This window comes from Candidatus Paceibacterota bacterium, from assembly GCA_035583355.1.
Classification (GTDB): domain Bacteria; phylum Patescibacteriota; class Minisyncoccia; order Phycocordibacterales; family UBA6899; genus JAJZQJ01.
The window spans coordinates 113,910-138,731 of record DATEZQ010000003.1 but is presented as its reverse complement, the minus strand read 5'-3'; the positions used below and the strand labels follow the sequence as shown (position 1 = coordinate 138,731).

General features: G+C 48.3%; 25 protein-coding genes and 2 tRNA genes. 20 read left to right on the top strand and 7 right to left on the bottom strand.

The genetic code is table 11. The features are described 5' to 3' along the window. Positions 1–411 precede the first annotated feature (411 nt). Positions 412–482, bottom strand: a tRNA-Gly gene (locus tag VJ579_02020). A gap of 320 nt (positions 483–802) precedes the next feature. Here VJ579_02020 and VJ579_02015 point away from each other — a divergent pair. The 3 genes from VJ579_02015 (at position 803) to VJ579_02005 (ending at position 3,410) form a co-directional block, all read left to right on the top strand. Beyond that, positions 803–874: transfer RNA gene (locus VJ579_02015), tRNA-Arg, on the top strand. 369 nt (positions 875–1,243) lie between these two features. Beyond that, a complete protein-coding gene (locus VJ579_02010) occupies positions 1,244–2,728 on the top strand; it encodes a CCA tRNA nucleotidyltransferase (GenBank protein ID HXK37819.1) in 1,485 nt (494 codons plus the stop codon). A 148-nt stretch (positions 2,729–2,876) separates the two neighbouring features. Further along, a complete protein-coding gene (locus VJ579_02005; GenBank protein ID HXK37818.1) occupies positions 2,877–3,410 on the top strand; it encodes a hypothetical protein in 534 nt (177 codons plus the stop codon). A 67-nt stretch (positions 3,411–3,477) separates the two neighbouring features. On the opposite strand, the gene VJ579_02000 is transcribed toward VJ579_02005, so the two are convergent. Together VJ579_02000 and VJ579_01995 are read right to left on the bottom strand one after the other, a co-directional pair. Next, positions 3,478–3,810, bottom strand: a complete 333-nt coding sequence (locus tag VJ579_02000) for a hypothetical protein (protein ID HXK37817.1) — start codon at positions 3,808–3,810, stop codon at positions 3,478–3,480. A gap of 382 nt (positions 3,811–4,192) precedes the next feature. Further along, positions 4,193–4,849 carry a hypothetical protein gene (locus VJ579_01995; protein ID HXK37816.1) on the bottom strand — a complete coding sequence of 219 codons (657 nt, stop codon included), beginning with the start codon at positions 4,847–4,849 and terminating at the stop codon, positions 4,193–4,195. 151 nt (positions 4,850–5,000) lie between these two features. Here VJ579_01995 and VJ579_01990 point away from each other — a divergent pair, with 151 nt between their 5' ends. Next, positions 5,001–5,732, top strand: coding sequence for a hypothetical protein (locus VJ579_01990; protein ID HXK37815.1), 732 nt, complete (start codon positions 5,001–5,003; stop codon positions 5,730–5,732). Positions 5,733–5,814: 82 nt separating this feature from the next. On the opposite strand, the gene VJ579_01985 is transcribed toward VJ579_01990, so the two are convergent. Continuing rightward, on the bottom strand, positions 5,815–6,600 hold the full coding sequence (locus tag VJ579_01985; GenBank protein HXK37814.1) for an exodeoxyribonuclease III: 786 nt from the start codon (positions 6,598–6,600) through the stop codon (positions 5,815–5,817). A gap of 163 nt (positions 6,601–6,763) precedes the next feature. After that, positions 6,764–7,702, bottom strand: a complete 939-nt coding sequence (xerA, locus tag VJ579_01980; GenBank protein ID HXK37813.1) for a site-specific tyrosine recombinase/integron integrase — start codon at positions 7,700–7,702, stop codon at positions 6,764–6,766. Positions 7,703–7,743: 41 nt separating this feature from the next. Between xerA and VJ579_01975 the strand changes: the two genes are divergently transcribed. The 8 genes from VJ579_01975 (at position 7,744) to VJ579_01940 (ending at position 14,412) form a co-directional block, all read left to right on the top strand. Next, the gene (locus tag VJ579_01975) at positions 7,744–8,040 is read left to right on the top strand and encodes a hypothetical protein (protein HXK37812.1); all 297 of its coding nucleotides are present in this window, start codon (positions 7,744–7,746) and stop codon (positions 8,038–8,040) included. A gap of 3 nt (positions 8,041–8,043) precedes the next feature. Next, positions 8,044–8,259, top strand: coding sequence for a hypothetical protein (locus VJ579_01970; GenBank protein ID HXK37811.1), 216 nt, complete (start codon positions 8,044–8,046; stop codon positions 8,257–8,259). 144 nt (positions 8,260–8,403) lie between these two features. Next, positions 8,404–8,664 carry a 30S ribosomal protein S15 gene (rpsO, locus tag VJ579_01965; GenBank protein ID HXK37810.1) on the top strand — a complete coding sequence of 87 codons (261 nt, stop codon included), beginning with the start codon at positions 8,404–8,406 and terminating at the stop codon, positions 8,662–8,664. 205 nt (positions 8,665–8,869) lie between these two features. Next, entirely contained in the window at positions 8,870–9,484 is a 615-nt protein-coding gene (locus tag VJ579_01960) for an NYN domain-containing protein (GenBank protein ID HXK37809.1), read from the top strand. A 91-nt stretch (positions 9,485–9,575) separates the two neighbouring features. Then, positions 9,576–10,127: a WG repeat-containing protein gene (locus VJ579_01955; GenBank protein ID HXK37808.1), complete on the top strand. Its 552-nt coding sequence runs from the start codon at positions 9,576–9,578 to the stop codon at positions 10,125–10,127. Positions 10,128–10,240: 113 nt separating this feature from the next. Continuing rightward, positions 10,241–11,539 carry a hypothetical protein gene (locus tag VJ579_01950; GenBank protein HXK37807.1) on the top strand — a complete coding sequence of 433 codons (1,299 nt, stop codon included), beginning with the start codon at positions 10,241–10,243 and terminating at the stop codon, positions 11,537–11,539. 101 nt (positions 11,540–11,640) lie between these two features. Further along, entirely contained in the window at positions 11,641–11,943 is a 303-nt protein-coding gene (locus VJ579_01945; protein HXK37806.1) for a hypothetical protein, read from the top strand. 306 nt (positions 11,944–12,249) lie between these two features. Next, positions 12,250–14,412, top strand: coding sequence for a polyribonucleotide nucleotidyltransferase (locus VJ579_01940; protein HXK37805.1), 2,163 nt, complete (start codon positions 12,250–12,252; stop codon positions 14,410–14,412). 61 nt (positions 14,413–14,473) lie between these two features. On the opposite strand, the gene VJ579_01935 is transcribed toward VJ579_01940, so the two are convergent. Beyond that, positions 14,474–14,953, bottom strand: coding sequence for a hypothetical protein (locus VJ579_01935; protein HXK37804.1), 480 nt, complete (start codon positions 14,951–14,953; stop codon positions 14,474–14,476). Positions 14,954–15,071: 118 nt separating this feature from the next. Between VJ579_01935 and VJ579_01930 the strand changes: the two genes are divergently transcribed. From VJ579_01930 to VJ579_01910, 5 genes are all read left to right on the top strand, one after another. Beyond that, a complete protein-coding gene (locus VJ579_01930; GenBank protein ID HXK37803.1) occupies positions 15,072–15,815 on the top strand; it encodes a hypothetical protein in 744 nt (247 codons plus the stop codon). A 73-nt stretch (positions 15,816–15,888) separates the two neighbouring features. Continuing rightward, positions 15,889–16,275 carry a TraR/DksA family transcriptional regulator gene (locus tag VJ579_01925; protein ID HXK37802.1) on the top strand — a complete coding sequence of 129 codons (387 nt, stop codon included), beginning with the start codon at positions 15,889–15,891 and terminating at the stop codon, positions 16,273–16,275. After that, positions 16,272–17,807, top strand: coding sequence for a YifB family Mg chelatase-like AAA ATPase (locus VJ579_01920; protein ID HXK37801.1), 1,536 nt, complete (start codon positions 16,272–16,274; stop codon positions 17,805–17,807). Before VJ579_01925 ends, VJ579_01920 begins: the two co-directional genes overlap by 4 nt. A gap of 43 nt (positions 17,808–17,850) precedes the next feature. Beyond that, positions 17,851–18,576: a ZIP family metal transporter gene (locus tag VJ579_01915; protein HXK37800.1), complete on the top strand. Its 726-nt coding sequence runs from the start codon at positions 17,851–17,853 to the stop codon at positions 18,574–18,576. 87 nt (positions 18,577–18,663) lie between these two features. Then, the gene (locus VJ579_01910; protein HXK37799.1) at positions 18,664–20,001 is read left to right on the top strand and encodes a type II secretion system protein; all 1,338 of its coding nucleotides are present in this window, start codon (positions 18,664–18,666) and stop codon (positions 19,999–20,001) included. A gap of 30 nt (positions 20,002–20,031) precedes the next feature. Here the strand turns inward: VJ579_01910 and VJ579_01905 are convergent, their stop codons facing one another. Continuing rightward, positions 20,032–21,000 (bottom strand): M23 family metallopeptidase, encoded by a 969-nt coding sequence (locus VJ579_01905; protein ID HXK37798.1) that lies wholly within the window; start codon positions 20,998–21,000, stop codon positions 20,032–20,034. A 395-nt stretch (positions 21,001–21,395) separates the two neighbouring features. Between VJ579_01905 and VJ579_01900 the strand changes: the two genes are divergently transcribed. From VJ579_01900 to rsmA, 3 genes are all read left to right on the top strand, one after another. Next, on the top strand, positions 21,396–23,369 hold the full coding sequence (locus tag VJ579_01900; GenBank protein HXK37797.1) for a UvrD-helicase domain-containing protein: 1,974 nt from the start codon (positions 21,396–21,398) through the stop codon (positions 23,367–23,369). Between the two features lie 18 nt (positions 23,370–23,387). After that, positions 23,388–23,903 (top strand): type II secretion system protein, encoded by a 516-nt coding sequence (locus VJ579_01895; protein HXK37796.1) that lies wholly within the window; start codon positions 23,388–23,390, stop codon positions 23,901–23,903. Positions 23,904–23,980: 77 nt separating this feature from the next. After that, a complete protein-coding gene (rsmA, locus tag VJ579_01890) occupies positions 23,981–24,808 on the top strand; it encodes a 16S rRNA (adenine(1518)-N(6)/adenine(1519)-N(6))-dimethyltransferase RsmA (GenBank protein ID HXK37795.1) in 828 nt (275 codons plus the stop codon). Positions 24,809–24,822: the final 14 nt, after the last annotated feature.

Genomic DNA, 24,822 nt, shown 5'->3' with positions numbered 1-24,822 from the left:
CTATCCACAGGGTTGTCCACAGTGTCCTTTGTGAAGTGGCTCAATAGCAACAAAAATTCATTGAAGGATACGAGCTGAGTGAGTTTTTCCACACTTTGTCTGTGTATAAGGCTGTGGAGAGTGGGGATAAAGGACAACTGAACAAACCCAGGAACATCAGGGACTCCCTAGCCAGGCTTTGCCTGGGTAGGGAGGGGAGAGATCTCACGAACTTTGCTCGCGCACCCTAAAGGGGCCCGCACGGCAAAGTTCTTCGAGAACCCACGGTTCTCGACGGGGTTTCTTGTGAAACAAGAAACTCCTGCTCTCCTAGACGGGAGAGGCTTCCTCTCCCGACCCCTCTCCGTTCGATTCTCCCTACCCGCAAGCACAAAAGAAAAAACAGAGCTTTGCTCTGTTTTTTCTGTGCTGTGCGGGTAGGGAGAATCGAACTCCCGTCTCGTCCTTGGCAAGGACGCATTCTACCACTAAACCATACCCGCGCCTTTTGTTGTAGAGGTATATTAACCGATTTTAAAATATTTGGCAAGTGAGCCATTTTAACGTATATTGTGTCTACGCTCGTTTTTGAGCATAGTTTTTGCAGTCAAGTTTTCAAGAATTTGAGTATTCGAAAAAACAATTAATGCCCTTGTTGTGAAGCGGATATCGGGACAGTCAAGAAATCCGTTACCCGTGAGCGACTGAGCAGAGCGAAGGCGTGAGTTGATCAGTGCCGCGGTGGCGGCTCCTTATCGGGCAAGCAAGCCTGGTGCGCGGAGCGCCTTGCTTTTCCCAGGTTAGAGTATTTTAAACAATTAATGCCCTTGTAGTGAAGTGGATATCACAACGGTCTTCGAAACCGTTATCCCAGGTTCGAGTCCTGGCGGGGGCACAAAAATGCAAGAATAATGCGAAGCATTATTCGCCGCAATTTTTCGAGATCCCGCCGGACTCGAAAGGCGGAGGCGGGCACCCTCGCTCGCGCGAAGCGCAGCGCAGGGTCGCCGAGCCGTGACGACCACCACTTAGTAATTTAGGTGCTTTGCTCCTAAATTACTTTGTGAGTGGTGTCGAGTCCTGGGCAACCGAGCCCTGGCCCTACTCGCACACCATATTTCATGAGCACAGCGAAATGAAATATGGATGTGACGAAGGGGCGAGTTCTGGCATCTTGATACCTACCAAATTAATCACTAGTCTATATAATTAGACTAGTTCCACGTGAAACGCTTTTTTCTTGTTTAACGTGCAACACACAACTATGCCCCTACTAAATATCCCACCCGAAATCTCATCCGTTGCTTCCACTCTTGAATCCGCAGGCTACGAAGCTTATCTCGTCGGTGGTTGCACCCGAGATCTCCTCGAGGGAAAGACTCCGAAAGATTGGGACTTTACCACGAATGCCACGCCTGCTGAGATTATCGAACTTTTTCCCCATACATTCTATGAGAATGATTTTGGCACTGTCGGAGTAGTAAATGAAACAATCCCAGAGAATGATACCGAACGTGCAACGTTGCGCATTGTTGAGATAACACCCTATCGAACAGAATCTACATATAGCGATTTTCGCCGCCCTGACAGCGTGCAATTTTCAAAGAGCCTTTATGAGGATCTGCAGCGTCGCGACTTTACTATGAACGCTATCGCATATAATGTCGTCCGTGATGAGCTCATCGATCCTTACGACGGAGTAAGCGATATCAAAAAGCGCACCATCCGCGCTGTGGGTGATCCACACTTGCGTTTCACTGAGGATGCACTTCGCGTCATGCGTGCGGTGCGTTTCGTCGCACAACTTGATTTCACTATCGAGGAGAAAACTCTTGAAGCAGTAATTTCTCACGCTCCGCTTGTCGAGAAGATAGCCATGGAACGTGTGCGTGACGAATTTTCAAAAATGCTCATGAGTGCGAAACCAATGGAAGGCATTCTTGTCCTCCATCGTGTGGGTTTACTCACCTATGTTTGCCCTGAGCTTATCGAGGGGCTAGGGTGCGAACAGAAGGGAATCCACATCTATGACGTATGGGAGCACAATCTTCGAGCCCTTCAACATGCAGCCGATCGCTCTTGGCCACTTCATGTTCGACTCGGATCATTACTTCATGATGTTGGCAAACCTGCATCACGCAGGTGGTCAGAGGAGAAAAAGACGTGGACATTCTATGGACATGAAGTAATCGGCGCAAAGATGGCGAAGAAAATTCTTGAGCGCCTTCGATATTCTCGCGAAATCATTTTCAAGTCCACACAACTCGTGCGCTATCACATGTTCTTCTCTGATATAGAGACGATCACACTCTCCGCAGTGCGTCGCATTGTTGCGAATGTCGGACCTGAATTAGTCTGGGACCTTATGAATGTGCGCGCATGTGATCGTATAGGAACTGGACGTCCAATGGAGACACCGTATCGCTTGCGCAAATATCACTCGATGATTGAAGAAGCGATGCGCGCGCCAGTATCAGTGAAGATGCTAAAGATTGATGGTGCAAAAATCATGGAGACCATCGATGAACCTGCAGGTCCGCGCATTGGTGCCATCCTCAATGCACTCTTTGATGAGGTGCTTGAGGACCCCGAGCGCAATACAACCGAATGGCTCGAGCGAACCGCAAAAGAATTCGCGATGCTTCCTCAAGAGGTACTTCTTGCGAAAGGCGAAGAAGGGAAGCGTACTCGCGCAAGTGAGGAAGAAAAAGAAGTGAAGGAAATTCGCAACAAATACCGTGTGAAATAAGCAAAATAAAAATACACATATTATGTGTATTTTTATTTTGCTCTGCTCAAATTATATCCAGTCCTCATCGTTAATATATAACATTATAGTTACTAGACTAACCATGTAATACATAGTATAATATTCACAGTTGCACAAAGGAGCACTCATGTATACCATACCCGAAAGCACACGTGTGATCATCCAGGCGCGAGCCGATCGCTGCACCGCACTAGTGATCGCAATGCAGTTTCTCGAAAAAGCAGTTCACCCTGCGGAAATCGAAATATGGAAGGCCTGCAAAGAGAAAATAACACTTGAACAAGTACTCCTACGCGCTGACGCCTGTCGGAGTCGGCAGGTAGCAAAGGAGCGCTGGGATAATGCAGAGCGTGATACCAAAACCGAATACATCTGGGCAAATCGTTACCTCGATCTTACGAATCCGTCCTTGCGGGACGAAATCCTCGCATGCGAAAACATTGATGTCGCCGTGAGCGGCTGGAAGTCGACCGAGAAGACTGACCCCACCTCAACGATTTGGCATCGTCGCCTTACTGAACTGCAGGAGAAAGATGCATTGCTCCGAGCAGAGGCCTGCACCGACTTCAGCGAAGCGGCAATCGAATATAAAAATGCAGAGCCCGATACAAAGGTATCTGCAATTTGGTTCGATCGTTACATCTCTTTGCGCTACAAATAATTGCGAATCCAAAACGAGGGGAAGCCCCCTCGTTTTTTAATTAGAGAAAAGCCGCCTCACAGGACGGCTAAAATATTATTCCGAAAGAAAATCGTACACCGTGCACATGTTCGATGCTCTCCCCAAGGAGTACATCGCGCACCGCCATTCGCAACACAGCAACTTCCCCAAAATATTTATTATGTTTCACACTGATGCTGTGCCCCATACCAACATTCACCGCATTCAATGTGAAGGGAAAATCTGCGGTGAGCGAAATTTGAGCAGTCCGAAATTGCGCATTGTGAAGAAAGGACTCTGCACGAGCACCTGCAATGACATAAGTGCCGAAGTGCTTTCGCGATGACGGAAAATAGGCAAAGGAATCGTGTGCAAAAGTGATGCGAAATTTCTTAGACATGATACACACACAAGGGTGCACATGCGCTTGGGCACTAGCGTGATTACCACTGCACTTAAAAGTAAAGTCATACTGCTTGGGAGGAGTATTCACGAATGATGTGCTTTCGCGAAAAACTAACCCAGAAGAAAATGTGCGAGTCGAACTCGAATGCAAACAAAATTGCCCAAGGTGTAGCGAAAGCGCAGAACCGCGTGTATCGATTCTCGGAATCGAGTAATCGAAACTACCACAAGCAAGCGCTGTACAGTAGCAAAAACAAAATATATTTACGAAAATTGCTATTGCTTCTCGCAAGTTTTCCTCCCACTCACAATCTGCTCTATATCTAACACACACCACAACCACTCGCAAGAAAAACCACCCCGAAGGGTGGTTGATTTTAGAACGTAACGCCAATGCCGAGCTTCCAGAAATCAGAGCCTGGCATCTCTAGCCCCGCAGGCATGTCGTCAGAAAGCGTCCGATGGAAGCCTACCTCGTAGAATACCCCGACGCCTTCCATCCGCGAAACCCTTCCAAAGGCGATATTCGCCGCACTGCGTTTGACCTTGTACTGATCAGGCGCACTGTCTGTATAGGCCCTACCGCCAATGGCAAGCTTCTCAGAATCGTAAGCGACACCCAAGAGGACATATCCGCGTGACTGCCTCCATGACTGACTGAAAAAGATCTGGATATCGCAACCGACACTCGACATCTCGAGAGACATCGGCGTAGCACGATAGCCGAAGTGATCTCCCTCGTCGCCACGGAAGCGGAAATAGCTCGCATTCGGCCGAATCACTACGCGCTCGGCAAGAGGAACGCCAATGAAGACGCTGCCTCCCACCGTCGATGCGAAACCAGGAACACGACTGCGGCCGTAATCGTAGTACGAATCACGAGACCCGTCACTGCCACCGAACGCACCGGAGGGAATCGCCCAGGAAAGGGAGACACCGGCGTGCAAGCGGTGTTCTTGGGCGGTGAGGGGGAGGCCAATAAGAAGGCCGAGGAGAGCGCTCGAATAGAAAAATCTACGCAGAAGAGTGAACATGTTTTCCTCCTGAACATTGGCAATATTGCCATAACTGCAATGAAACTACCACACATTTTTTGTCATAGCAACGCCTAGACAAATATGATAATCTATGCTATTATATGAGCACCAGTCACCTGACTGAGTTCTTTCTTACAAGGAGGCCCCCGTGGTCCACCCCCAGCAGTTGAACAAAGACCGCCTGTATGCGAATAGCCATCCTCGGATCGGCGCCGCATTCACCCAGTGCTTCAACGAAGACCTGACCTGCCTCCTCGGCGGTGAGCGCATTCCCCAGAGGCCTGAGGAGCAGTCCCGCATGAAGTTCTTCGGCGGTTGCTGCGAAGATGTCGATGTCGTCACCAAGTCGGCGACCATCACCACCGAGGAGGCGGACGCACTCACCCTCGAACGCGTCGCTCGTCGCGAGTTCATGGCCGAGACCGGCTATGACACTCAAGAGGGCAAGGACGGCTGCTTCGCTCTCCTCGAGCGCATCAACCTGACGCACCACGTCGGCCCCGATCGCAAGATCAAGGGATACTTCGTGGGACTCCTCAAGAGTTCCGCGCAGCCCTGCGCCACGCGACTCGAGGCTTCCGAAATGCGTGCGCCCATCTGGATCCCGGTCGCGAACGTCCTTCGGGGCGAGCACAACGGCATCAAGATGATCCCACAGCATCAGGAAGCGGGAGTCCTCGCAATCAGTCACATGATGCATCTCTTGGATGAGAGCATCGAGGCCGACCCGCAAGGTGAGCGCACCATCACCGCCGATCTGAAAAAGAAGCGCGATAGCCTCTCGATGGAGATCGCCTTCGCGCTCGGCAGTCGCAACCTTTCCTCTCTCGAGGAATACGCTGCGCTCATCGCACTGGAAGCCCGTCAGGGAATCCGCTAGTACCTATCGTCTACCGCCACACACCTTCGGGTGTCGTGGCGGTCTATTTTTATACAAAAAACCAACACAGCGTGTTGGTGTTTTATTTATCTTTCAGCTCAACCCAAATAGGGCAGTGATCGGAGCCGTAGACTTCACTACTGATTCCTGCACCCACAAGCCTGCGGAGTAAGTCATTGCTGATAAAGAAATAGTCGATGCGCCAACCAACATTGCGCTCACGTGCTGCAGTTTTCATATCCCAATAACTATATGCATCAGTGAGGACTGGGTGGAGGTGGCGAAATGTGTCTACATATCCTGAATTTACAACATTGTCTATCCACGCACGTTCGTCAGGAAGAAATCCCGTGTTCTGTTCATTCGCCTTTGGCCGTGCGAGGTCGATTTCATTATGTGCAGTATTCACGTCACCCATGAATATAATCTTCTTTCCCTCAGATCTGTGTGCATTAATATGCAAAAGAAATGCATCATAAAAGTCATACTTATAGGACAAACGATCGGGGCCACCACCACCATTTGGGAAGTAGCAATTAATAATGACGATGTCCTTAAAGTGTACAGCAATGTAACGTCCTTCATCATCGAAGCGAGGAATACCCATACCATAGTCGACACGATCGGGGACCTCCTTGCAGAACATAGCTACGCCGGAATACCCCTTCTTTGTTCGTGAAGGAGAGAAGTATGCATGCCATTGTCCTTTTGCTCCATGAGGTCTGAGCACTTCTTCAGGGAGCTGTGACTCTTCTGCTTTAATCTCTTGTAAGCCCACAATATCAGCGTCTTGTGCGTGTAACCATTCAAGAAATCCTTTCTTGATGGATGCGCGCAATCCGTTCACGTTCCACGAAATAAGTTTCATGAAATAATGATAGCAAGAGTTTCACAAATATGGAATGTAGGATGAAGTGAAATATACGCGATAACTCATATCGCCCATTTCGTCCACTAAGCACTCTTTTATGTTTCACAGTTAAGGTGTAATGAAACATCCGCGCCCTGGCGCGGATGTTTCACAATCTGTTTTATTTTCTTCGCTTCCCGTGAAATTGTTTATGAATTTCCTGAAGACCTCTATCGGTCACGTGTGTATAGATCTGCGTCGTTGTGATGCTCGAATGTCCGAGAAGCGCCTGCACGGAACGAATGTCCGCTCCGTTTTCCAGCAAGTCTGTAGCAAAGGAGTGACGCAACACGTGTGGCGTGACTTTCTTCGTGATGCCTGACTTAATCGCGTACTGCTTTACGGTACGCTCGATCGAACGCGCAGACATGCGCAATGACCCTTCTTTCTTACTCAAAGACTTTTCCCCACCACGTCCGATAGCAATAAACATCGCAGGATCAACATCTGTCCTTTTCGCAAGATAGTCCCTTACGCTATCACGCGCGTCATCAGAAATGAATACGATGCGTACCTTCTCTCCCTTTCCGCGCACCGAGAAATGTTCTTGCGACATATCAATATCCCTATCGAGCCCAACGAGCTCAGAAACACGAAGCCCTGTCGAAAAGAGCATTTCAAGAATTGCTTTATCGCGTAGCGCAGCAAGACTATCTCCTTCGGGGGCATCAAGAAGATTATTGAGATCATTTTGACCAATAAGATCAAGCTGCCTTTGTGGCACTTTTGCTAATTCAATTTGTTCTGGAGGGAGACTTTGCACGCCCTGTCGCACCAAATACTTGAGCATTGCACGCAATGCAATTAAGTAATAGTTCTGCGTGCGTCGTTTCATCGGCGTCGCTGCGACACCTCGTTTCCCAACGCCAACCATCTTACGATTAAGCCACATACGAAACTCACGTACCTTTTCACTCGTAATATCTTCAGGAGTCTTTACACCCGACTGCTCAATGAATGTAGAGAGATAGTGCTCATAATTGCGCACCGTATTCAGACTGCGGCCACGCTCTATTTCGGTATATTCCAGGAATCGTCGCATCCAGTCAGTAATTTGCATATACACATTATAGCAAACTTCTTTGGGGGATAAATTTCGAAATGGATTTCAAATCGTGCTATAATATGCTCAAGATGATGGAGAAATTCAATGGTGAAGTGGGCGCAGCAGATGCTGGGGCCTGCACAGAAGAGACTGCTGATGCAAAGGAGATGCGCAGCGCGATAGAGGCTGATGCTTTTACTGCAACCGAGGGTACACTTGATGCAGACTTTGAGGCACTGGCAGGCTTTACGAATGACCTCCCCCATGAACTCGATCCCCATTCTGCAGACATTTTTTTCGGTAAGTGGAACATTCCACTCGATGACTATCTGCGTGATATGCCAATGGAATAATTTATGCCACCACAGGTACAAAAAGTAAAAGTTCCTGATCACATCGTCATACACGGACTAGGGAAATTCAATCCTGATACCCATCGTGTTCCGGTCACTATCGATGACATCAACAAGGAACTTGCAGAAATGGGGGAGGGAATCGAATTCCTACCCGCAGATTCTCCAAGAGACCACCTCCTCGAGCAATTTTTGAATGAAAAGGCGCCAGGAACATAGCACAAGAATCACCCCTCGTGGTGATTCTTTGTTTTAGGTGCGCAGTGTACCCCCACCCGCTACTCCAAGAGAGGGGAGGGTCAAATAACTATAACTACAGCCACGGGCTTGCATATTCTGAATTTTTATGCTATACTCCTTCCCATGTTAACCGCAAAGAAGAAGCAGGTCATCATCACGAAGAGCCAGCGCCACGCAACAGATACTGGATCACCAGAAGTTCAGGTGACCATCCTCAGCCAGCGCATCAATGAGCTCGCTGCACACCTCAAGGAGAATAAGAAGGACAACCACTCACGTCGTGGTCTTCTTAAGATGGTTGCAGACCGCCGTACACACCTTAAGTATCTTAAGAAGAAGAACGAGGCTGTATACAACACCGTGTTGAAGCAGATTGGTCTATAATTAAAAAGAATTGCTCGCCCCGCGCGAGTAATTTTTTTATTTCAAACACACATAAAAGTAGCTTACATATACTGTCATTTTTCCCCACATAAATGCACTCAGATAAAGCTGCAATGAGGAAACATTGCGTGATAAAATATTCCTGTATTCATAATGTTCATTTGTAACTATTTGTATGACTGTTATCAAACATTGTAGCCAGCGTGTGGGAATTTTTATAGACACGCAAAACTTATATCATAGTGCGAAGCATCTTCATGGAAGCAGGGTAGACTTTGCTGCGATTCTCAAGGAAGCAGTTGCAGGGAGGCAACTCATCCGTGCACTTGCCTATGTCATCACGACTCCAAATGGAAGCGAGGGTTCATTCTTTAGCGCGCTCAATCAGCTTGGAATTGAAGTGCGTAAAAAAGAAATTCAAGATTATGGAATGGAATTCAAGCGTACGAGCTGGGATGTTGAGATGACTCTTGATGCAATACGCATGGCATCACGCCTCGATGCGATCATCATCGTCTCCGGCGATGGCAGCTTTGCTCCGCTCGTTGAGCATCTTAAGGCGCAAACGGGTATTCAGACTGAAGTCATGGCTTTTGGTCGCTCATGCTCAATGAAACTCAAAGAACTTGCGGACGACTTTTTCGACCTTTCAGAAAATCCTGACAAGTATCTCATGATAAACCCCCGCAGGGAGAAGCGCATTAGGGAATGGGATAATTATGGAACAGGTGTGACTGAGGTGGCGATAGCCATCACCGATAATCCAGGCCTTGGACCAGAAGACAACGACACTACAACAAAGCGAGCGTATGCGCTCTAAAAGAATGACACGATGTATTCGTGTCATTCTTTTTATTGACGGATATTATGAAAAATGGCAGTGTTGAATGAGATGAGAAGGAGGACACGTCATGAGCAAAGAACTCAGTCGCAGAGAGTTGCTCAGGATGTACGCCTGGGTGAGCAATTTCATAGACAAGATCGCGTGCGCGCGTGACCATTCTGGAAAATGTTTTCACATCAGGACTGACGGGGCTCCACTTTATGGAGTGGGGAGGGGCTACACCCTTGTTGGACATTTTTATGGAAGTTTAGCTCTTGCACGCATTGGTGCTCATGAATTCCACATTAGGAGAGATGGGCGACCTGCATACAATGAACACTATTCACTCGTGGGCCCATTCTGCGAAGGCTACGCGCTCGCGTGTGACGACTCAGGATGGTTCCATATCCATCCCAATGGACTTCCTGCGTACAAGCAGCGATTCGATGAGACACGTACCTTTGCAGAAGGATTTGCAGTTGCGCGCATCGGGAGACATTTCGTATATATCTACCCCGACGGAAGACTACTTACGAAGGAACGTTTCGACTATGCAACTCCATTCTACGATGGCTATGCGTGCGTCGTAAAAAATGGAGAAGAATTTCTCATCGATCAAACTGGTCGTAGAGAGAAGTGACCACACCGCCCCCACAAAAAGCATATTGGGGGGCGGTTTTTCTTTCTTTGACAAACCAGTATACATAATGCAATATGCTACCAGAAGCTCCTCACATACCCTACGGAGGCTACATGAGCGAAGAATGGATCCATGGAGAAAAGCCCGGATCAGATGGTAAGTGGAAAGACGGCATCAGCATCATCGTCAACGGTGGAAAGGACACCCTTGAGTCGGCGACCATACCGATCGAGTGGCGTCTCTCTGATGCACTGATCGCGAAACGTCCCCAGTATATCGTGATCTGTGATCATGATATCAGTCAAGAAGCATTCGAAGAGAAAGAGCGCTACCACTTTGGGAGACGCTACATTGTCAGGGTGTCTGAGTTCGCGAAGTACCTGCAACTCTTTCGAGCTGGCAATCACCACCTTGTCTTCATTGTGCTTTGTGGCGACAAAAAGCTCGCCCAGCAAAGCGCGGAGAGCTATATCGCGCCAATGAACAATGGCCTTGGTGGTGGCTATGAAGCCCCCATCAACTCCTCTTTCATCGAGCGTGGATGGTCGAAGACCAACAAGCCAAATTTGAGTGCATATGCAGTCGCGATCAACGTAGAGCTCCCCGAGGGTCTACTTGAGGCAAAACCGAAAACACCGTTTGGGAAATTCGTCTGGAACTGGAGCAACCGATATTTCGAACGCGGACCAGCTGATGAGTGTGCTTATCGGAAACGCAAGTGGTTCGCGTTCATTCCGACTCTGATCTCTTTCCTCATCGGCAGAACCATCACGGGCATCTTTCTGACGCTCTACACACTTCTGTTCTGGCTTCTTGTCGCATTTATCGGTTTTCTCCCAAAGAACCCGATTACGAAGATCAAGAATGCGTGGATGAACCTCAGTGCGTTCAGCTGGAAAATGGTTGCATGCAAATATTGGCGTCGCTATAAAGATGCGGGCGTAAACAAGAAAACGGGCAAATGGGAGAAGGCGAAGCATATCCCCATCTGCCTTACTCCATGCATAGCCCTATTCCTCATCTGGCTACCATTTCATATGTTCCATCTCTTTAGACGCTACCCCGGGGAAATGCTGCGGGCAGCCATCGGGACTGTTATTGTTCTCGTCATATTCCTGATTGTCTTTGGAATCACTCGATTCATTGAATCGAAATTCGCAAATGCGATCAAGTCTGGGATGAGCAACTTCTGTGCGAGCCGACGCGATGAGGTGCGCGAGTGGTGGAGGGAACGCCCGAAGCACGCTGACGAAAGACTCGTTGCAAAGCTGAGTGCGATCTCAATGACCAACCTCCCCGTACCCGAGAAGGTCGATATACAACAAGTCATCAAGAAAGCTTCGACACCCATTAAGTTTAAACTTGGCTTTTGGGTCGCAAAGTCAAAGGTCTGTAGGCCTTTCGAGCAATAGCATTTCACTCGCCACATTCGTGGCGAGTTTTTCATACTTCTTGACGCAGATGTCACCAATGCTAGAGTTGAGAAAGTCGCACTTTTCTACAGGAGTTTGCCATGCAAACCGTCACAAAGAGACTTTTCCTCACCGGTATATTCGTCGTTGCATTTCACATCCTTTCACTGAACGCACGCATTCCTTCGCTCATATTCCTTTCCGTGAACATACTTATCTTCTTTGTGATCATTGCGCTTATCACCCTGATCGGCAGAGTTACGACTCGTTACTACAACAGGCTACATTTGAAAGGGATGCGCAACCAAATCGCTGAAGTCGCGAAGATCCTGGAAAATACGAACCAAAACGCATGCCTCCCGGCTCACTACACGAAATGCCATCCGAAGGAGAGGACGGGGTAAAACTCCAGCAAATTCGCGACGGTGTCGAGGCGCTCGAAGCACGCACGGGGAGCCTCGATGAGGCCACGAAGCTCCATGGTGAGATCGACAATCTCCACGCGGAATTAATTCGCCTTTGGGCACATTCTTTGGGCAGGATTCCATTTCCGAAAATGAGATGAATTACACCGAACCACAAGAGCGGAATGCGCAAGCATCCCGCTTTTTTTCTGTGGTGCTATAATGACACTATTAACAATTAAGAAACTTCTGCGTCATTATCGCACCGAAAAAATTCGTTGCGCAATATGGCGTGGAAACAACGTTATGCAAAAACACACCTATTCTATTGATATTGGTGGGAGGCCACTTGTTGCCGAGTTTACTGATCTTGCAGAGCAAGCTCAAGGCTCCGTGATCATTCGTTACGGCGATTCCGCAGTCCTCGCAACCTGCGTCATGGGTAAGAAGCCAAAAGAAGGGGGAGATTTCTTTCCGCTCACCGTTGATTACGAAGAGCGCTTCTACGCAGCAGGGAAGATCCTGGGTAGTCAGTACACTCGTCGCGAAGGCCGACCAGCAGACAGCGCAATCCTTTCAGGTCGCATCATCGACCGTACTATTCGTCCACTCTTCGATCAGCGCATGCGCTACGAAGTACAGGTCGTCGCGACCGTCCTTGCACTCGATCAATTCGAGACAGACATCCTCGCAGTCAACGCAACCTCGCTCGCACTCTGTGTGTCTGAGATCCCATGGGCAGGACCTGTTGGTGCAGTGCGTATTGCACGTAACGACAACCAATGGATTGTGATGCCTGCATCAAAGACCGCGGATGAAAAGGAGATTGCTTACGATGCAATTCTCACGCTCTGCGGAAAAGATGGCGCAATCAACATGATCGAAATGGAAGGGAAGGAGCTTGGGGAAGATCTCATCATGGAGGCACTTGAACTCGCAACCAAAGAGATAACAAAGCTTGAAGATTTCCAAAAGAAGATCATTGCAGAGATTGGTAAGCAGAAGCGTGTCATCACACTCGCAGAAGTCACGCCAGAGATCAAGGCACTCTTCGCAGCACATATTCTTCCAAAGTTTGAACAAACCATTTTCGCGAATGTTGCGGGACGTAAGTTCGAGTACGAGCTCATGGAAGAATGGCTCACGCTCGTTAAAACACAAGAAGGGATGGATGTAGCACTTGCTGCATACTACTTCGACGAAGAAGTAAATCAGTTACTCCATCGCAAAGCGATTGATCAAAACTTGCGTCCCGACGGGCGAGACTTCGACACGGTGCGTCCACTCTTTGCACAAGCAGGAGGGATCTCTGCAGTACATCATGGTACGGGAGTATTCTACCGCGGAGGTACACACGTCCTTTCTGTACTTACACTTGGCGGACCTGATGCCGCACAGCTCATTGAAGGCATTGAGATCGTCGGCAAGAAGCGCTATATGCATCACTACAACTTCCCACCATACTCTTCAGGAGAAGTAGGACGCGTAGGAAGTACGAATCGTCGTATGATCGGACACGGTGCACTTGCAGAAAAGGCATTGCTCCCAGTCCTCCCTTCGCAAGACGCATTTCCATATACGATTCGCATCGTCTCTGAAGCACTTGCCTCAAACGGCTCGACTTCGATGGCATCGACCTGTGGATCAACCCTTGCGCTCATGGACGCAGGTGTACCAATCACCAAGCCTGTTGCAGGTATTGCCTCAGGACTCATGATGGACAACAAAGATAAGTACAAAGTGCTTACCGACATCCAAGGACCAGAAGACCACCACGGCGATATGGACTTCAAGGTCGCAGGAACCCGCGATGGAGTGACTGCAATTCAAATGGACGTGAAGGTCGATGGAATTCCGCTACCGATCCTCCGCGAGGCATTCATAAAGGCAAAGGCTGCACGTCTCACCATCTTGAAAACAATGGAGGAAGCGATCGCAGCGCCAAGAAAAAATATTTCTCCACGTGCTCCAAAGATCATGGTCCTCAAGATTAAACCAGAGCAGATCGGAGGTGTCATTGGCTCGGGCGGAAAGACCGTAAAGGAAATCCGCGATATAACCGGAGCAGAGATTGACATCGAAGACGACGGCACAGTGTATGTGACCGGAAAGAACGGGAGCGCCGAGAAAGCATACGAGTGGATCGCTGACCTCACCAAGGAATGGGTACGTGGCATGCGTGCGCAGGGTGAAGTTGTGAAGCTCACTGACTTCGGTGCATTTGTGAAGCTCGGACGCGGAGCAGAGGGAATGGTACATGTTTCAGAGATTGCACCATGGAAGGTCGCAAAGCCAAGTGACCTCCTCATGGTCGGCGAGATCGTACCAATCTATGTCGGCGAAACCGATGAACGCGGACGACTCGCACTCTCTATCAAGCGAGCCGACGAACACCGCTATGATGATCGCAAGCCAAAAGATGCAGTCATTGAAAAGCCTCAGACAGCTGATACCCCAGAGGCTGAATAACTCAAAAAACACGCGCGAGCGTGTTTTTCATAATAAAAAACGGATCAATGATCCGTAATATTTATTCTGACCTGCATGGCACCTCATCTTCCAGTTCAGGCAGACGACGCCTCGCGTTCCAATCGTCGACCACTGATGCGATCGTAAGAAATATAATTGCTCCAAAGCAAAACTTAAGAGGAATTGCAAGATGCAGAAACGTATGCAGAAAGAGCATGATTGCAACAAATACTGCAAACGTAGGTGCGATATCCACATCGCTACTCGTACCACTATAGGCAAGCACAAGTGTTATCGTCGCTATCGTCACAGAGACGAGCATGTGCCTTGAAAGCGCTGCGCCCGAAACTCCCTTATACAGAATAAGGCAGACCAGTAGCATTGTACCGAAATTGAAAAATGTTCTCCTGCTTTGTATGATCAATATCCAGAATGAGGACACAAGAAGTGTAAGTGCAACGAGCACTCCCCATCGATATCCGAGTACACCATAAAGAGTCACAAGCATCGTGAGTGAAAGAAAAAACAGCGCTTCGCGCATGCGGTGCTCCAAAAAGAACTGAACTGGCGCCATTTTATCGTATATTTAGGAATTTCTCAAGTAACAAAGAAGCATTGACGCAATATATGCTATCCCTCATAATGACAGTAACGAGATCATGCACGAGCACGATGCCATGTCGAAAATCTTCAGAATTGCGTTGCTCATTTTCGCAACGACTTTTGGCGTAGGACTCTACGCGCTTATCGGAGCCCCGGTGCTCCGTATCAACTACGGAACATACGCTGGAAAACTTGGCACAAAGGTTGCAAGCGTCGGCGAAAGTGCACTCCGCGCAATTCCTCTCCCTCGACTGATACCACAAAAAGGCGCCGTTCATCATGAGCTCACCTCTCCAGCAAACGATCTTCCTTCACTCAAAAATATCATTCTTTCTTCGGACTTTGGTGAACGAGTAACGAGAGAAATCATATTCGAAAGAAACCATACAGAAATTTCTGGAGAAACATTGTTTACACATTTTTTGGGATCAGAACTTCCCCCAAGCCTTGGACACCTACTCAAAGAACAGCGATACTTCGTGATGCGTGACGCATCTGTCCATGGAACAATCGTGATTTCCACGCCGAGTAGTGACGCTACCTATGCCGCAATGCTCCAGCATGAGTCGCTACTGGTCACAACAATGATGAATCTTGCGCACCCCACAATGAGCATTAGCGAAGTGCGTATGCTCTCGAAAATTCGTTTTGTCTCCAGAAAAATCGAAGGAGTGGACGCACGTGCTATTACCACAAGTAGCAATGAACCGATTCTAATTTGGGGAATGAAAGGTGACCTGCTCATCGTTGCAAGTGACAAAGAAAGCTTTGGTGCTGCTCTCGAAAATGACCGCTCATAACGGTCATTTTTTATGCACATCTTGTCCCCACATACTGCATTGCTCGATTGTAAGTATACGTTAGTATACTAGTATGATTAGAGACTATAGTAAGCAAAAGAGACTACTACTCGACGAACGCATGCGCCTGCGCAATACACTGCTCAGCCTTGGACATGTCCACCCTGATGACCAATACGACTTCGACGCAAGTACCGATGAAGAGCACATCGAGCAAGGTGATGAGGCTGACCGCGCCTCCCAGATCGAGAACTTCTCGTCACGAGTAATGCTTGAGGCGGAACTTGAAAAACGCTACCAGGAGATTCATGCCGCACTACTCTCCCTCAGTGAGGGGACCTATGGGAGTTGTGTATTTTGTGGGGAAGAAATTCCACTCGCGCGACTCGAAGCGAACCCTGCTGCGCGCACGTGTATATTACACACGCAATCAGTCAACGAATCATCCTCTCTTCTATGAGTTTTTCACGCACTTCTTCATTTCAAGTAGATGCGGGTGGAGCGCACCTCGTACAAGTAGACGTTGATAATCACGGAAAAGAATTTCACTTTAATATCGTCGGGCTGGGGGACAAAGCCGTTGCTGAGTCAAAAGAGCGTGTGCTCTCGGCACTCCGCAATACACGCCATTTCAACACCCTAGGCGTGATTGGAAATATGACGATTTCACTCGCGCCCGCAGAATTACCAAAACATGGACCAGCATTCGATCTGCCTATTGCTATTGGAGTACTCAAAAGTACAAAAACTATTCGTGGCGACACAAACAATATGGCATTTATTGGTGAACTTGGCCTTGATGGCACTATCAGGCCAATTCGTGGTGCACTCGCTGCTGCGCACTCCGCAGCACGCCTAGGAATTACCGAGCTATTCGTTCCTAAAGAAAATGAGGGGGAGGCAGCACTTGTCCAAGACGTTACTGTCTACGGAGCACACACACTAGATGAGATTGCCCGCCACCTTGCCATGAAAGACAATCCCGCCAGGAGAGAACTTATTGCCACGACACCGACCACACTCGAAGAAGAGCGCCCTCTTGGTGAAAGTTATATTGATATTAAGGGACAAGAAACTGCAAAGCGTGGATTACTCATCGCAGCAGCGGGCGGCCATAACATAGCACTCTATGGCCCACCAGGGACAGGAAAAACACTACTCGCGCGCGCAGTCATTGAACTTCTTCCGCAACTCTCCAAAGAAAAAGCTCTTGAGACAACAATGATCCATTCGCTTGCGGGCACGCTTCGCAATTCATATATTGCATTTCCGCCATTTCGCTCGCCGCACCATACTGCATCAGCAGTTGCCATTATCGGAGGTGGCCCTCAGTTGCGACCAGGGGAAATCACGCTTGCGCATAATGGTGTACTTTTTCTTGATGAATTTCCTGAATTTAATAATGCAATCATTGAAGCCTTACGCGAACCACTCGAAGAAGGATATGTACGTATCGCACGTGCAAAAGGGGTCGCACAATACCCAACGCGCTTCATACTTGTTGCTGCGATGAATCCATGCCCGTGTGGATTTGCTGGGGACACAAAGCGGCTCTGTACTTGCCAACCAAGTCACCTTGCGCGATACCGGCGCAAACTCTCTGGTCCAATCGTCGATCGCATAGACATGTGGATCGAAGTTCCGCGAGTTAATCACGAAGAATTGCTCAATGAAACCACTGTGGACAAAGGAATCCTTGCAGAACTTCGCGATAAAGTAAAACGGGCACACCAACATGCAGAACGACGCCAAGGAGAAGGCTGCAGAAATGCGCACCTCCGTGGGGCTGATCTCACAGATTACGCACCGCTCTCCTCGAGCTGCCGTGCGCTACTTGCTCAATCTGCGCTGAGGCTTAATCTTTCAGGGCGTGCACTTCATCGTACTATTCGCCTTGCACGTACAATCGCCGATCTTGAATGTACAGAAAACATTGAGGAAAAACATATTCTTGAGGCACTCTCTTACAGGCCAAAATTTGAGCAACTTTAACACTTTATTGCAGAGAATAGGTGTTTCTGCTACTCTTAAAATTATGCTTCCAATTTACCTTGCTATCGCTACAGCAATAGCCACCACAATAGGAGGACTCTTCGCGCTCCATATGCGCGATCGCCTCCACCTCATCTTAGGCTTCGCAGCTGGAGCAGTTATCGGTGTTGCATTCTTTGATCTTATTCCTGAATCATTTGACCTCGCAGGTGCTGCGTATACCACAGAGCACATTGCGCTCTACATTGCAATCGGATTTCTGACGTACCTCATCATCGATCGAACAATCAGCCTACATTCACACGAAGCAGAAGAGGGTCATACCCACAGTCATGGACGGGGTCACTTCGGGGCAGGCAGCCTATCGGTGCACAGCATGCTCGACGGACTCGGCATCGGACTTGCGCTCAAAGTCTCACCTGCGGTCGGTGCAGTAGTCGCACTCGCCGTTCTTGCACATGATTTCTCTGATGGTATCAACACTGTCTCCATGGTGATCAAAAATGGTGGTACGCGCAAGAAAGCGCTACGCTGGCTTGCCGTAGATGCATTGACTCCATCACTTGGAATTTTCATTGCCTACTTCGTTACGGTCCCCGAAAGTGCGCTTGGGCTTTTACTCGCACTTTTCTCGGGATTCTTCCTCTATATCGGTGCATCGGATCTGATTCCAGAATCACATCACAACCACCCAAAGATGCTGACCACTATCATGACTGTACTTGGCGCAGCAACACTCTACGCAATCATACATATAGCTGCATTCTAAATAACAAAACCCCCTTGAGGGGTTTTGTTATATTCACGTAGACATCAGGACTAGGGGTGCATTGCTAATTTGTGCTATACTATACAAATGAAAGTATCACTAGTGAATAAACTTAGTAATGGGTTCACTCTTATTGAATTACTCGTTGTCATTTCAATCGTATCCCTCATCTCAAGCGCTGTATTTTCATCGGCTGTTGAAGCGCGCAAGCGGGCGCGTGACGCCTCGCGAATAGCGAATGCAAGACAACTCAGCATCGCGCTCGAAGAACATGAATCCGCAAAGGGCACATACAAAGTATCGGGTGCGGGATATCAAAGCAGTGGTGGCGGACTCGCAACAAAGTCAGGAACGGCTGACTATGCAACATCGCTCGTCTCTGCGCTAAAGGGCGAGGGGGTCTACTCATCGGGAAGCCTTTTTGATCAGGTCTTTCAGGATGACAACTACTACGTCGGACTTTGTGACGATGGTAAGCAATTCAACGTATTTCTCAAGGTTGAACAGGACAGCTTGAAGCATCCCGAAAATACCGTTCGTGCGGGGTGCGATGGGAACACGGCATCATCACTCGGTTTCAACTATATCTTCGGCGTTGGATCAAGCGTTGCACAGGGAAGTTCAACTTCAACCGCAGTGGCAGATCAGTTCGGAGGGAGTATCTTCTCGGGCCCATCAATAGTATTTGCGCAAACTGCATCAAATGGCCAAGTCTCCTATTACACCGACGCAACACATATATCTGGAACAAATAATTTATTCTGGGACATTCTCAACCAGCGATTAGGTATTGGCACAATGACTCCCGGAACAACACTAGACGTTGCAGGTGGAGTGCGTGCAGGAGGAAGTGATGTTGTTACGACATGTGCAGCAGGGCAAGCGGGGGGAGAAGGTACCATGCGCTACAATTACAATGCGCATGCGATGCAATACTGTAATGGGACACAGTGGGTGAACGCAGGTGGTGGCCAAACTTCTTCACCAGTCTACGTACACTACATAGGCACGCTGGGGCAAGCAACAACCCATGGGGTGCCCGTCATTGTTAACTACAACTCAAAAGTATCAGACACACTCAACACGGTGACCACCGGATCAAACTGGAAATTCACCGCACCAACGAGTGGCATCTATCGCATTAGTGCGGCAATCGCAACAGCAGCGTATGCCTGGGGAAATGCAGGGGCAAGTATATGGCTGAATACAATGAAAAATGGTGCAGACTATAGGCGCCTGAACTCATACTATGTCGTTATGTCAGGGACAGCGGGAGTAACCCTAACGGGCGCAAATACACTCGACCTAGCTGCAGGAGATACACTTGCAGTGGGTGTCACGATTTGGCGCGGAGGCACAACAAATCTTGGATCATCAGGATTTGACACATGGGTCACTATTGAACGCATCAGCGATCTCCCTTAAATAAAAAAACAATCACAATGTGATTGTTTTTTAAAATGGATTACGTGCGCCACGCACCTCAAAGTGTAGATGAGGGCCCGTCGATTTTCCAGAATTTCCCGTCGCACCAATAGACTCACCACGGCCAACTGTTTCACCAGGGCGAACACTCACGCTCGACATATGTCCATAGACGGTTTGTGTACCATTTGCATGCTTGATGACGACATACTTACCATAACCACCACCCCATCCACTCGTATTTGCGACGATGACAGTACCAGGAGCTGCTGCACGCAATGGAGTACCAATCGGACATGCAAGGTCAACGCCATTATGTCCATGGATTCCCTGAGACCTTCTGCAGCCAAGCACAGGAAGAATATAATACCCTGCCATATCTGGACCACTATCGAGATTGCTCTTTATACGACTTGCTACCTTTGCAGGGAGCGGCGCAGCAGGCATTTCTCCATCAGGAATGATGATTGTCTCACCTGCGGTAAGTGTTCCATCCTCGAGGCCATTGTACGCAATGATTTCATCCGCATCGCCATTATAGCGTTTTGCAATTTTTGAGATCGTATCACCCTTTACCACCTTGTGCTGGACACTAGTAATAGGAAGAATCACCAATGTTTGACCAATCTTCAGCTTGCTTTTACGATTGAGCCCATTAGCCCAGTAAATTGTATTCACAGAAATACCATACTTCTCTGCAATAGAAGAAATCGTATCATTATCCTCAACAACGTAAGTGCTAATAGCACCAGCGGCGGTCTCAACTTGAAGATCAGTGAGCTCAGCTGCGGCTCCGCCTGGACCCGATGCGGCAAGCAGCGCTCCTTCATCTGAAATCATATAGTCTTCCACCGCTCCAGTCTGACCAACTGCAGCAGTGAGCAAAGGGACGCTCTGTGCTGTAAATTTATGATCACCCACAGAAGAAGTCGCAAAAACCTTCTTGACGAGTTCGTCGAGAATGCCTGCGTGTGCTACAGGTGCGATGAGAAGAGCCAAACTAAGAGGGAGAGCGAAGAATATAACACTTCGGATAGATACATTTCCGATGTGTATTTTTGTGTTCTTTGATAGAATAAGCCATTGAGTTAAATCGTGCAGTCGGGGGCATTCGGTCGGTAGGAGCAATTTCATTGGAGAGGGTATTTCTCAGACAACAAAAACTGCGTCAGTTATATAAGGGTATCCTAGGCCACACGTTCAGTCAATGACTTTTGGACTCGAAAAGTGAGTAAAAAATGGCTATGTTAAGCCATATTAATTGAACACTGCCGATGAAATGGCTCATATGAGCCGTATAATGGAAAAGTGCATAACTCCGAATGTTCCAGAGAATAACGGCTTTATAAAGCCATTTTCGACAAACTTGCCATACTATGCGAATATATGTCGTAATGGATAAGATGCAGCAGGGACTTAACCCACAACAGCAAAAAGCGGTCCTCGCCACTGAGGGGCCGGTGCTTATCGTTGCAGGAGCAGGAGCCGGCAAAACGAAGACGATCACTCATCGCATCGGACATCTCATTGAAAAAGGCGTGGCACCAGATGCCATTCTCGCGATCACGTTCACCAACAAAGCAGCTAAAGAAATGCGCGAGCGTGTCCTCCAAATGCTTGGCAGAGAGCATGTACCCACTTTTAACCGTGGAGCAAATATCCCCTGGGTCAGCACTTTTCATGCTCTTGGCATCGCCATCCTGAGAGAGCATGGAACCGCGATTGGAATCGCAAAAGGGGCAACAATCATCGACCAAGATGATGCGAAGAAACTCATCAAAGAGGCCCTAAAAGCGCAAAGTCTCGACCCGAAGGAGCATGACCCCGCAAAGATTCTCGGAGCTATCAGTAGGCATAAGGGGAACATGGGCACAGCAGAAACTATTGCGGCCACCGTGCGTGATCATTTCCGGGGACAGCTTTATGAGCGCACGATGAAGCTCTACGAGCAATCACTACGCAAAGCGAATGCGCTCGATTTTGACGACCTCCTCGAGAAGACCGTACGTCTCCTGCAGACACATCCCGAAATCCGTGCGTACTACAATAGAAAATGGCAGTATATCCACGTCGACGAATACCAAGATACGAATGCGGTGCAATATACACTCACACAGCTCCTCGCAGGAGAGCGACGTAATATTTGTGTGGTGGGGGACTCCGATCAATCAATCTATAGCTGGAGAGGGGCGTCGATTGCTAATATTTTGGATTTTGAAAAAGACTATCCCAATGCACAGGTTATCCTCCTTGAGCAAAATTACCGTTCAACAAAGAATATTTTGCAAGCGGCAAATAGTGTAATCGAAAAGAATGAGCTTCGAAAAGACAAAGTACTTTTCACAGAGAACAATGAGGGTGAGAAGCTGACGATTATCGAAGGATTTGATGAAATCGATGAGGCTCGTCGCATTGCACAAAAAATAGCTGCTCTTATGGGGAGCGGTATCAAGGCAAGCGATATCGCTATCCTCTATCGCACGAACGTACAGAGTCGTGTACTTGAAGAAGCAATGCTATTCGCAGGCATCCCCTATCAAGTCCTCGGCACTCGCTTCTACGATCGCAAGGAGGTGAAGGATGCGCTTGCGTACCTACGCGCTGCGCTTAACCCCGAGAACAAACTCGACCTCACACGCATCATCAATGTCCCCGCACGTGGCATCGGTGAAAAAACACTCGAAAAAGTCCTTTCAAATGAAGTGCACCTCTTAAGCAATGCAATGCAGGTCAAGGTGAAAAAATTCTATGACATCCTTGAGCGTATTCGCGCGGCTGCACTCGTACAAAAACCCTCACAACTATTGATGACTGTCATCGAGGAAAGTGGAATAGGAAATATGCTCAAAACAGGTGATGATGAAGATATAGAACGACTTGGCAACGTACTTGAATTGGTCACCGTCGCAAAGCGCTATGATATCTTTGATGGCACAGAGGGGATCACCCAGTACCTCGAAGACCTTGCGCTCGAAAGCGATCAGGATCGCATGAGTAACGCCGATGCGGTACGCCTCATGACCGTCCATGCAAGCAAGGGGCTTGAGTTCGATTATGTATTTGTGACGGGCATGGAGCAAGATCTCTTCCCTTCAAACAAGATGCGTGAACATGATTCACCCGAAGCACAAGAAGAGGAGCGCCGTCTCTTTTATGTAGCACTCACCCGCGCTGCAAAAAAAGTCTTTCTTTCTCATGCAGCAATGCGCACCATCTTCGGCAGTCGCAACTACACCCTTCCAAGTGAATTTCTCGACGATATCGACGAGTCACTCATCGAGCGAGAAACACCGCCGAAGCTCGAACAGCCAAAACGTAAGTTCAGCCTCCTTGATGATCCTTTCGATGATGATGTATTTCAGTGGTAAATACGATACAATATCACCATGAAAAAACGCGCTGGTTTTACACTCATTGAACTACTTGTAGTCATCGCTATAATCGCACTGCTCTCGTCGATCGTACTCGCGACATTAGTTTCAACAAAATCAAAAAGTCGTGATGCGCGCCGCGCAGCAGATATTCGTCAAATCTACACCGCACTCAATTTGTATTACGACACCTATGGCTGCTTACCAATCACCAATGGTTCATCTTGCGGCATAGCATCAAGCACTACGTTCTCAAATGCTGGTGGGTGGGACTACAGTTCCCAGGGAGACTTTCTCTCATTCCTCTCAACGGGCACGAGTCCCTTTATGCAAAAAGTTCCCGTTGACCCGATCAACAACATGACGGGTGACAATGCACCTGCGGGAACCTATGCCTACCGCTACTATTGTTACACCACGAACCCCAAGGGTCCTCAGCTGGCATATTGGAAGGAACTCCCTGTGCGTAACATGGTGGCAATTACGGAATCATCACTCAGCAACAACAATCCCGAGTTCATTTGTCGATAAGATAAGAATAGAGATCCCATGATAAATGGTATCTCTATTTTTATATGCAATATGATAATTTGTGTTAGAGTAATCCCATGAGTATCGAAGCAAAGAAAACCCTAGGCCAACACTTTCTCCGTTCTGATAAAGCAATTAGGGAGATTGTTGAAGCGGGTCACATTGTCCCAGGGGATGTCATTCTCGAAATCGGACCTGGTGAAGGAGTCCTCACCGAGGCACTTCTGTCGACTGGTGCACATATCATTGCCATAGAGATGGACCAACGTTGCATTCCTATCCTCCATGAACGGTTCAAGAAAGAGGAAGGGGAGGGGCGATTCCAATTACTTGAAGGGGATGTTCGTAATCCAGAACTATTGCGTGTACTTTTCGGAAAATCACACATCGGAAACAAACCCTACAAACTCATCGCAAATATTCCATACTACATTACCGGCCTATTGTTCCGCATGTTTCTCGAGACGACTCCGCCCGTACGACAGCCAACCCTCATGGTCTATCTCATACAAAAGGAAGTCGCAGAGCAGCTTGTGGGACGTGATGGAAAATATGGAAACCTTGCACTTGCGGCCATGCTTTATGGCAAACCACGCATTGTTGCAAAGGTTCCCAAAGGAGCTTTCCTCCCTCCACCAAAAGTTGATTCATCCATTATTGCTATTGAGGACATCTCGCGCAAAAATATTTCGGGCTTCTCGGAGAAAACATTCTTTATGTTGACCCATGCCGGCCTTGCAAGTCGCCGCAAAATGCTCCTCACAAACCTCGTGAATGTTCTCAAGGTAGACCGAACTCGGCTCCAACTTATATTTGAACGCTGCGGAATCAATGAAAAGGTACGCGCTGAAGATCTTAAGCTCGCAGACTGGATAATGCTTGCTCGTGAAATCGAACAATTATAAAAAACACACTTCAA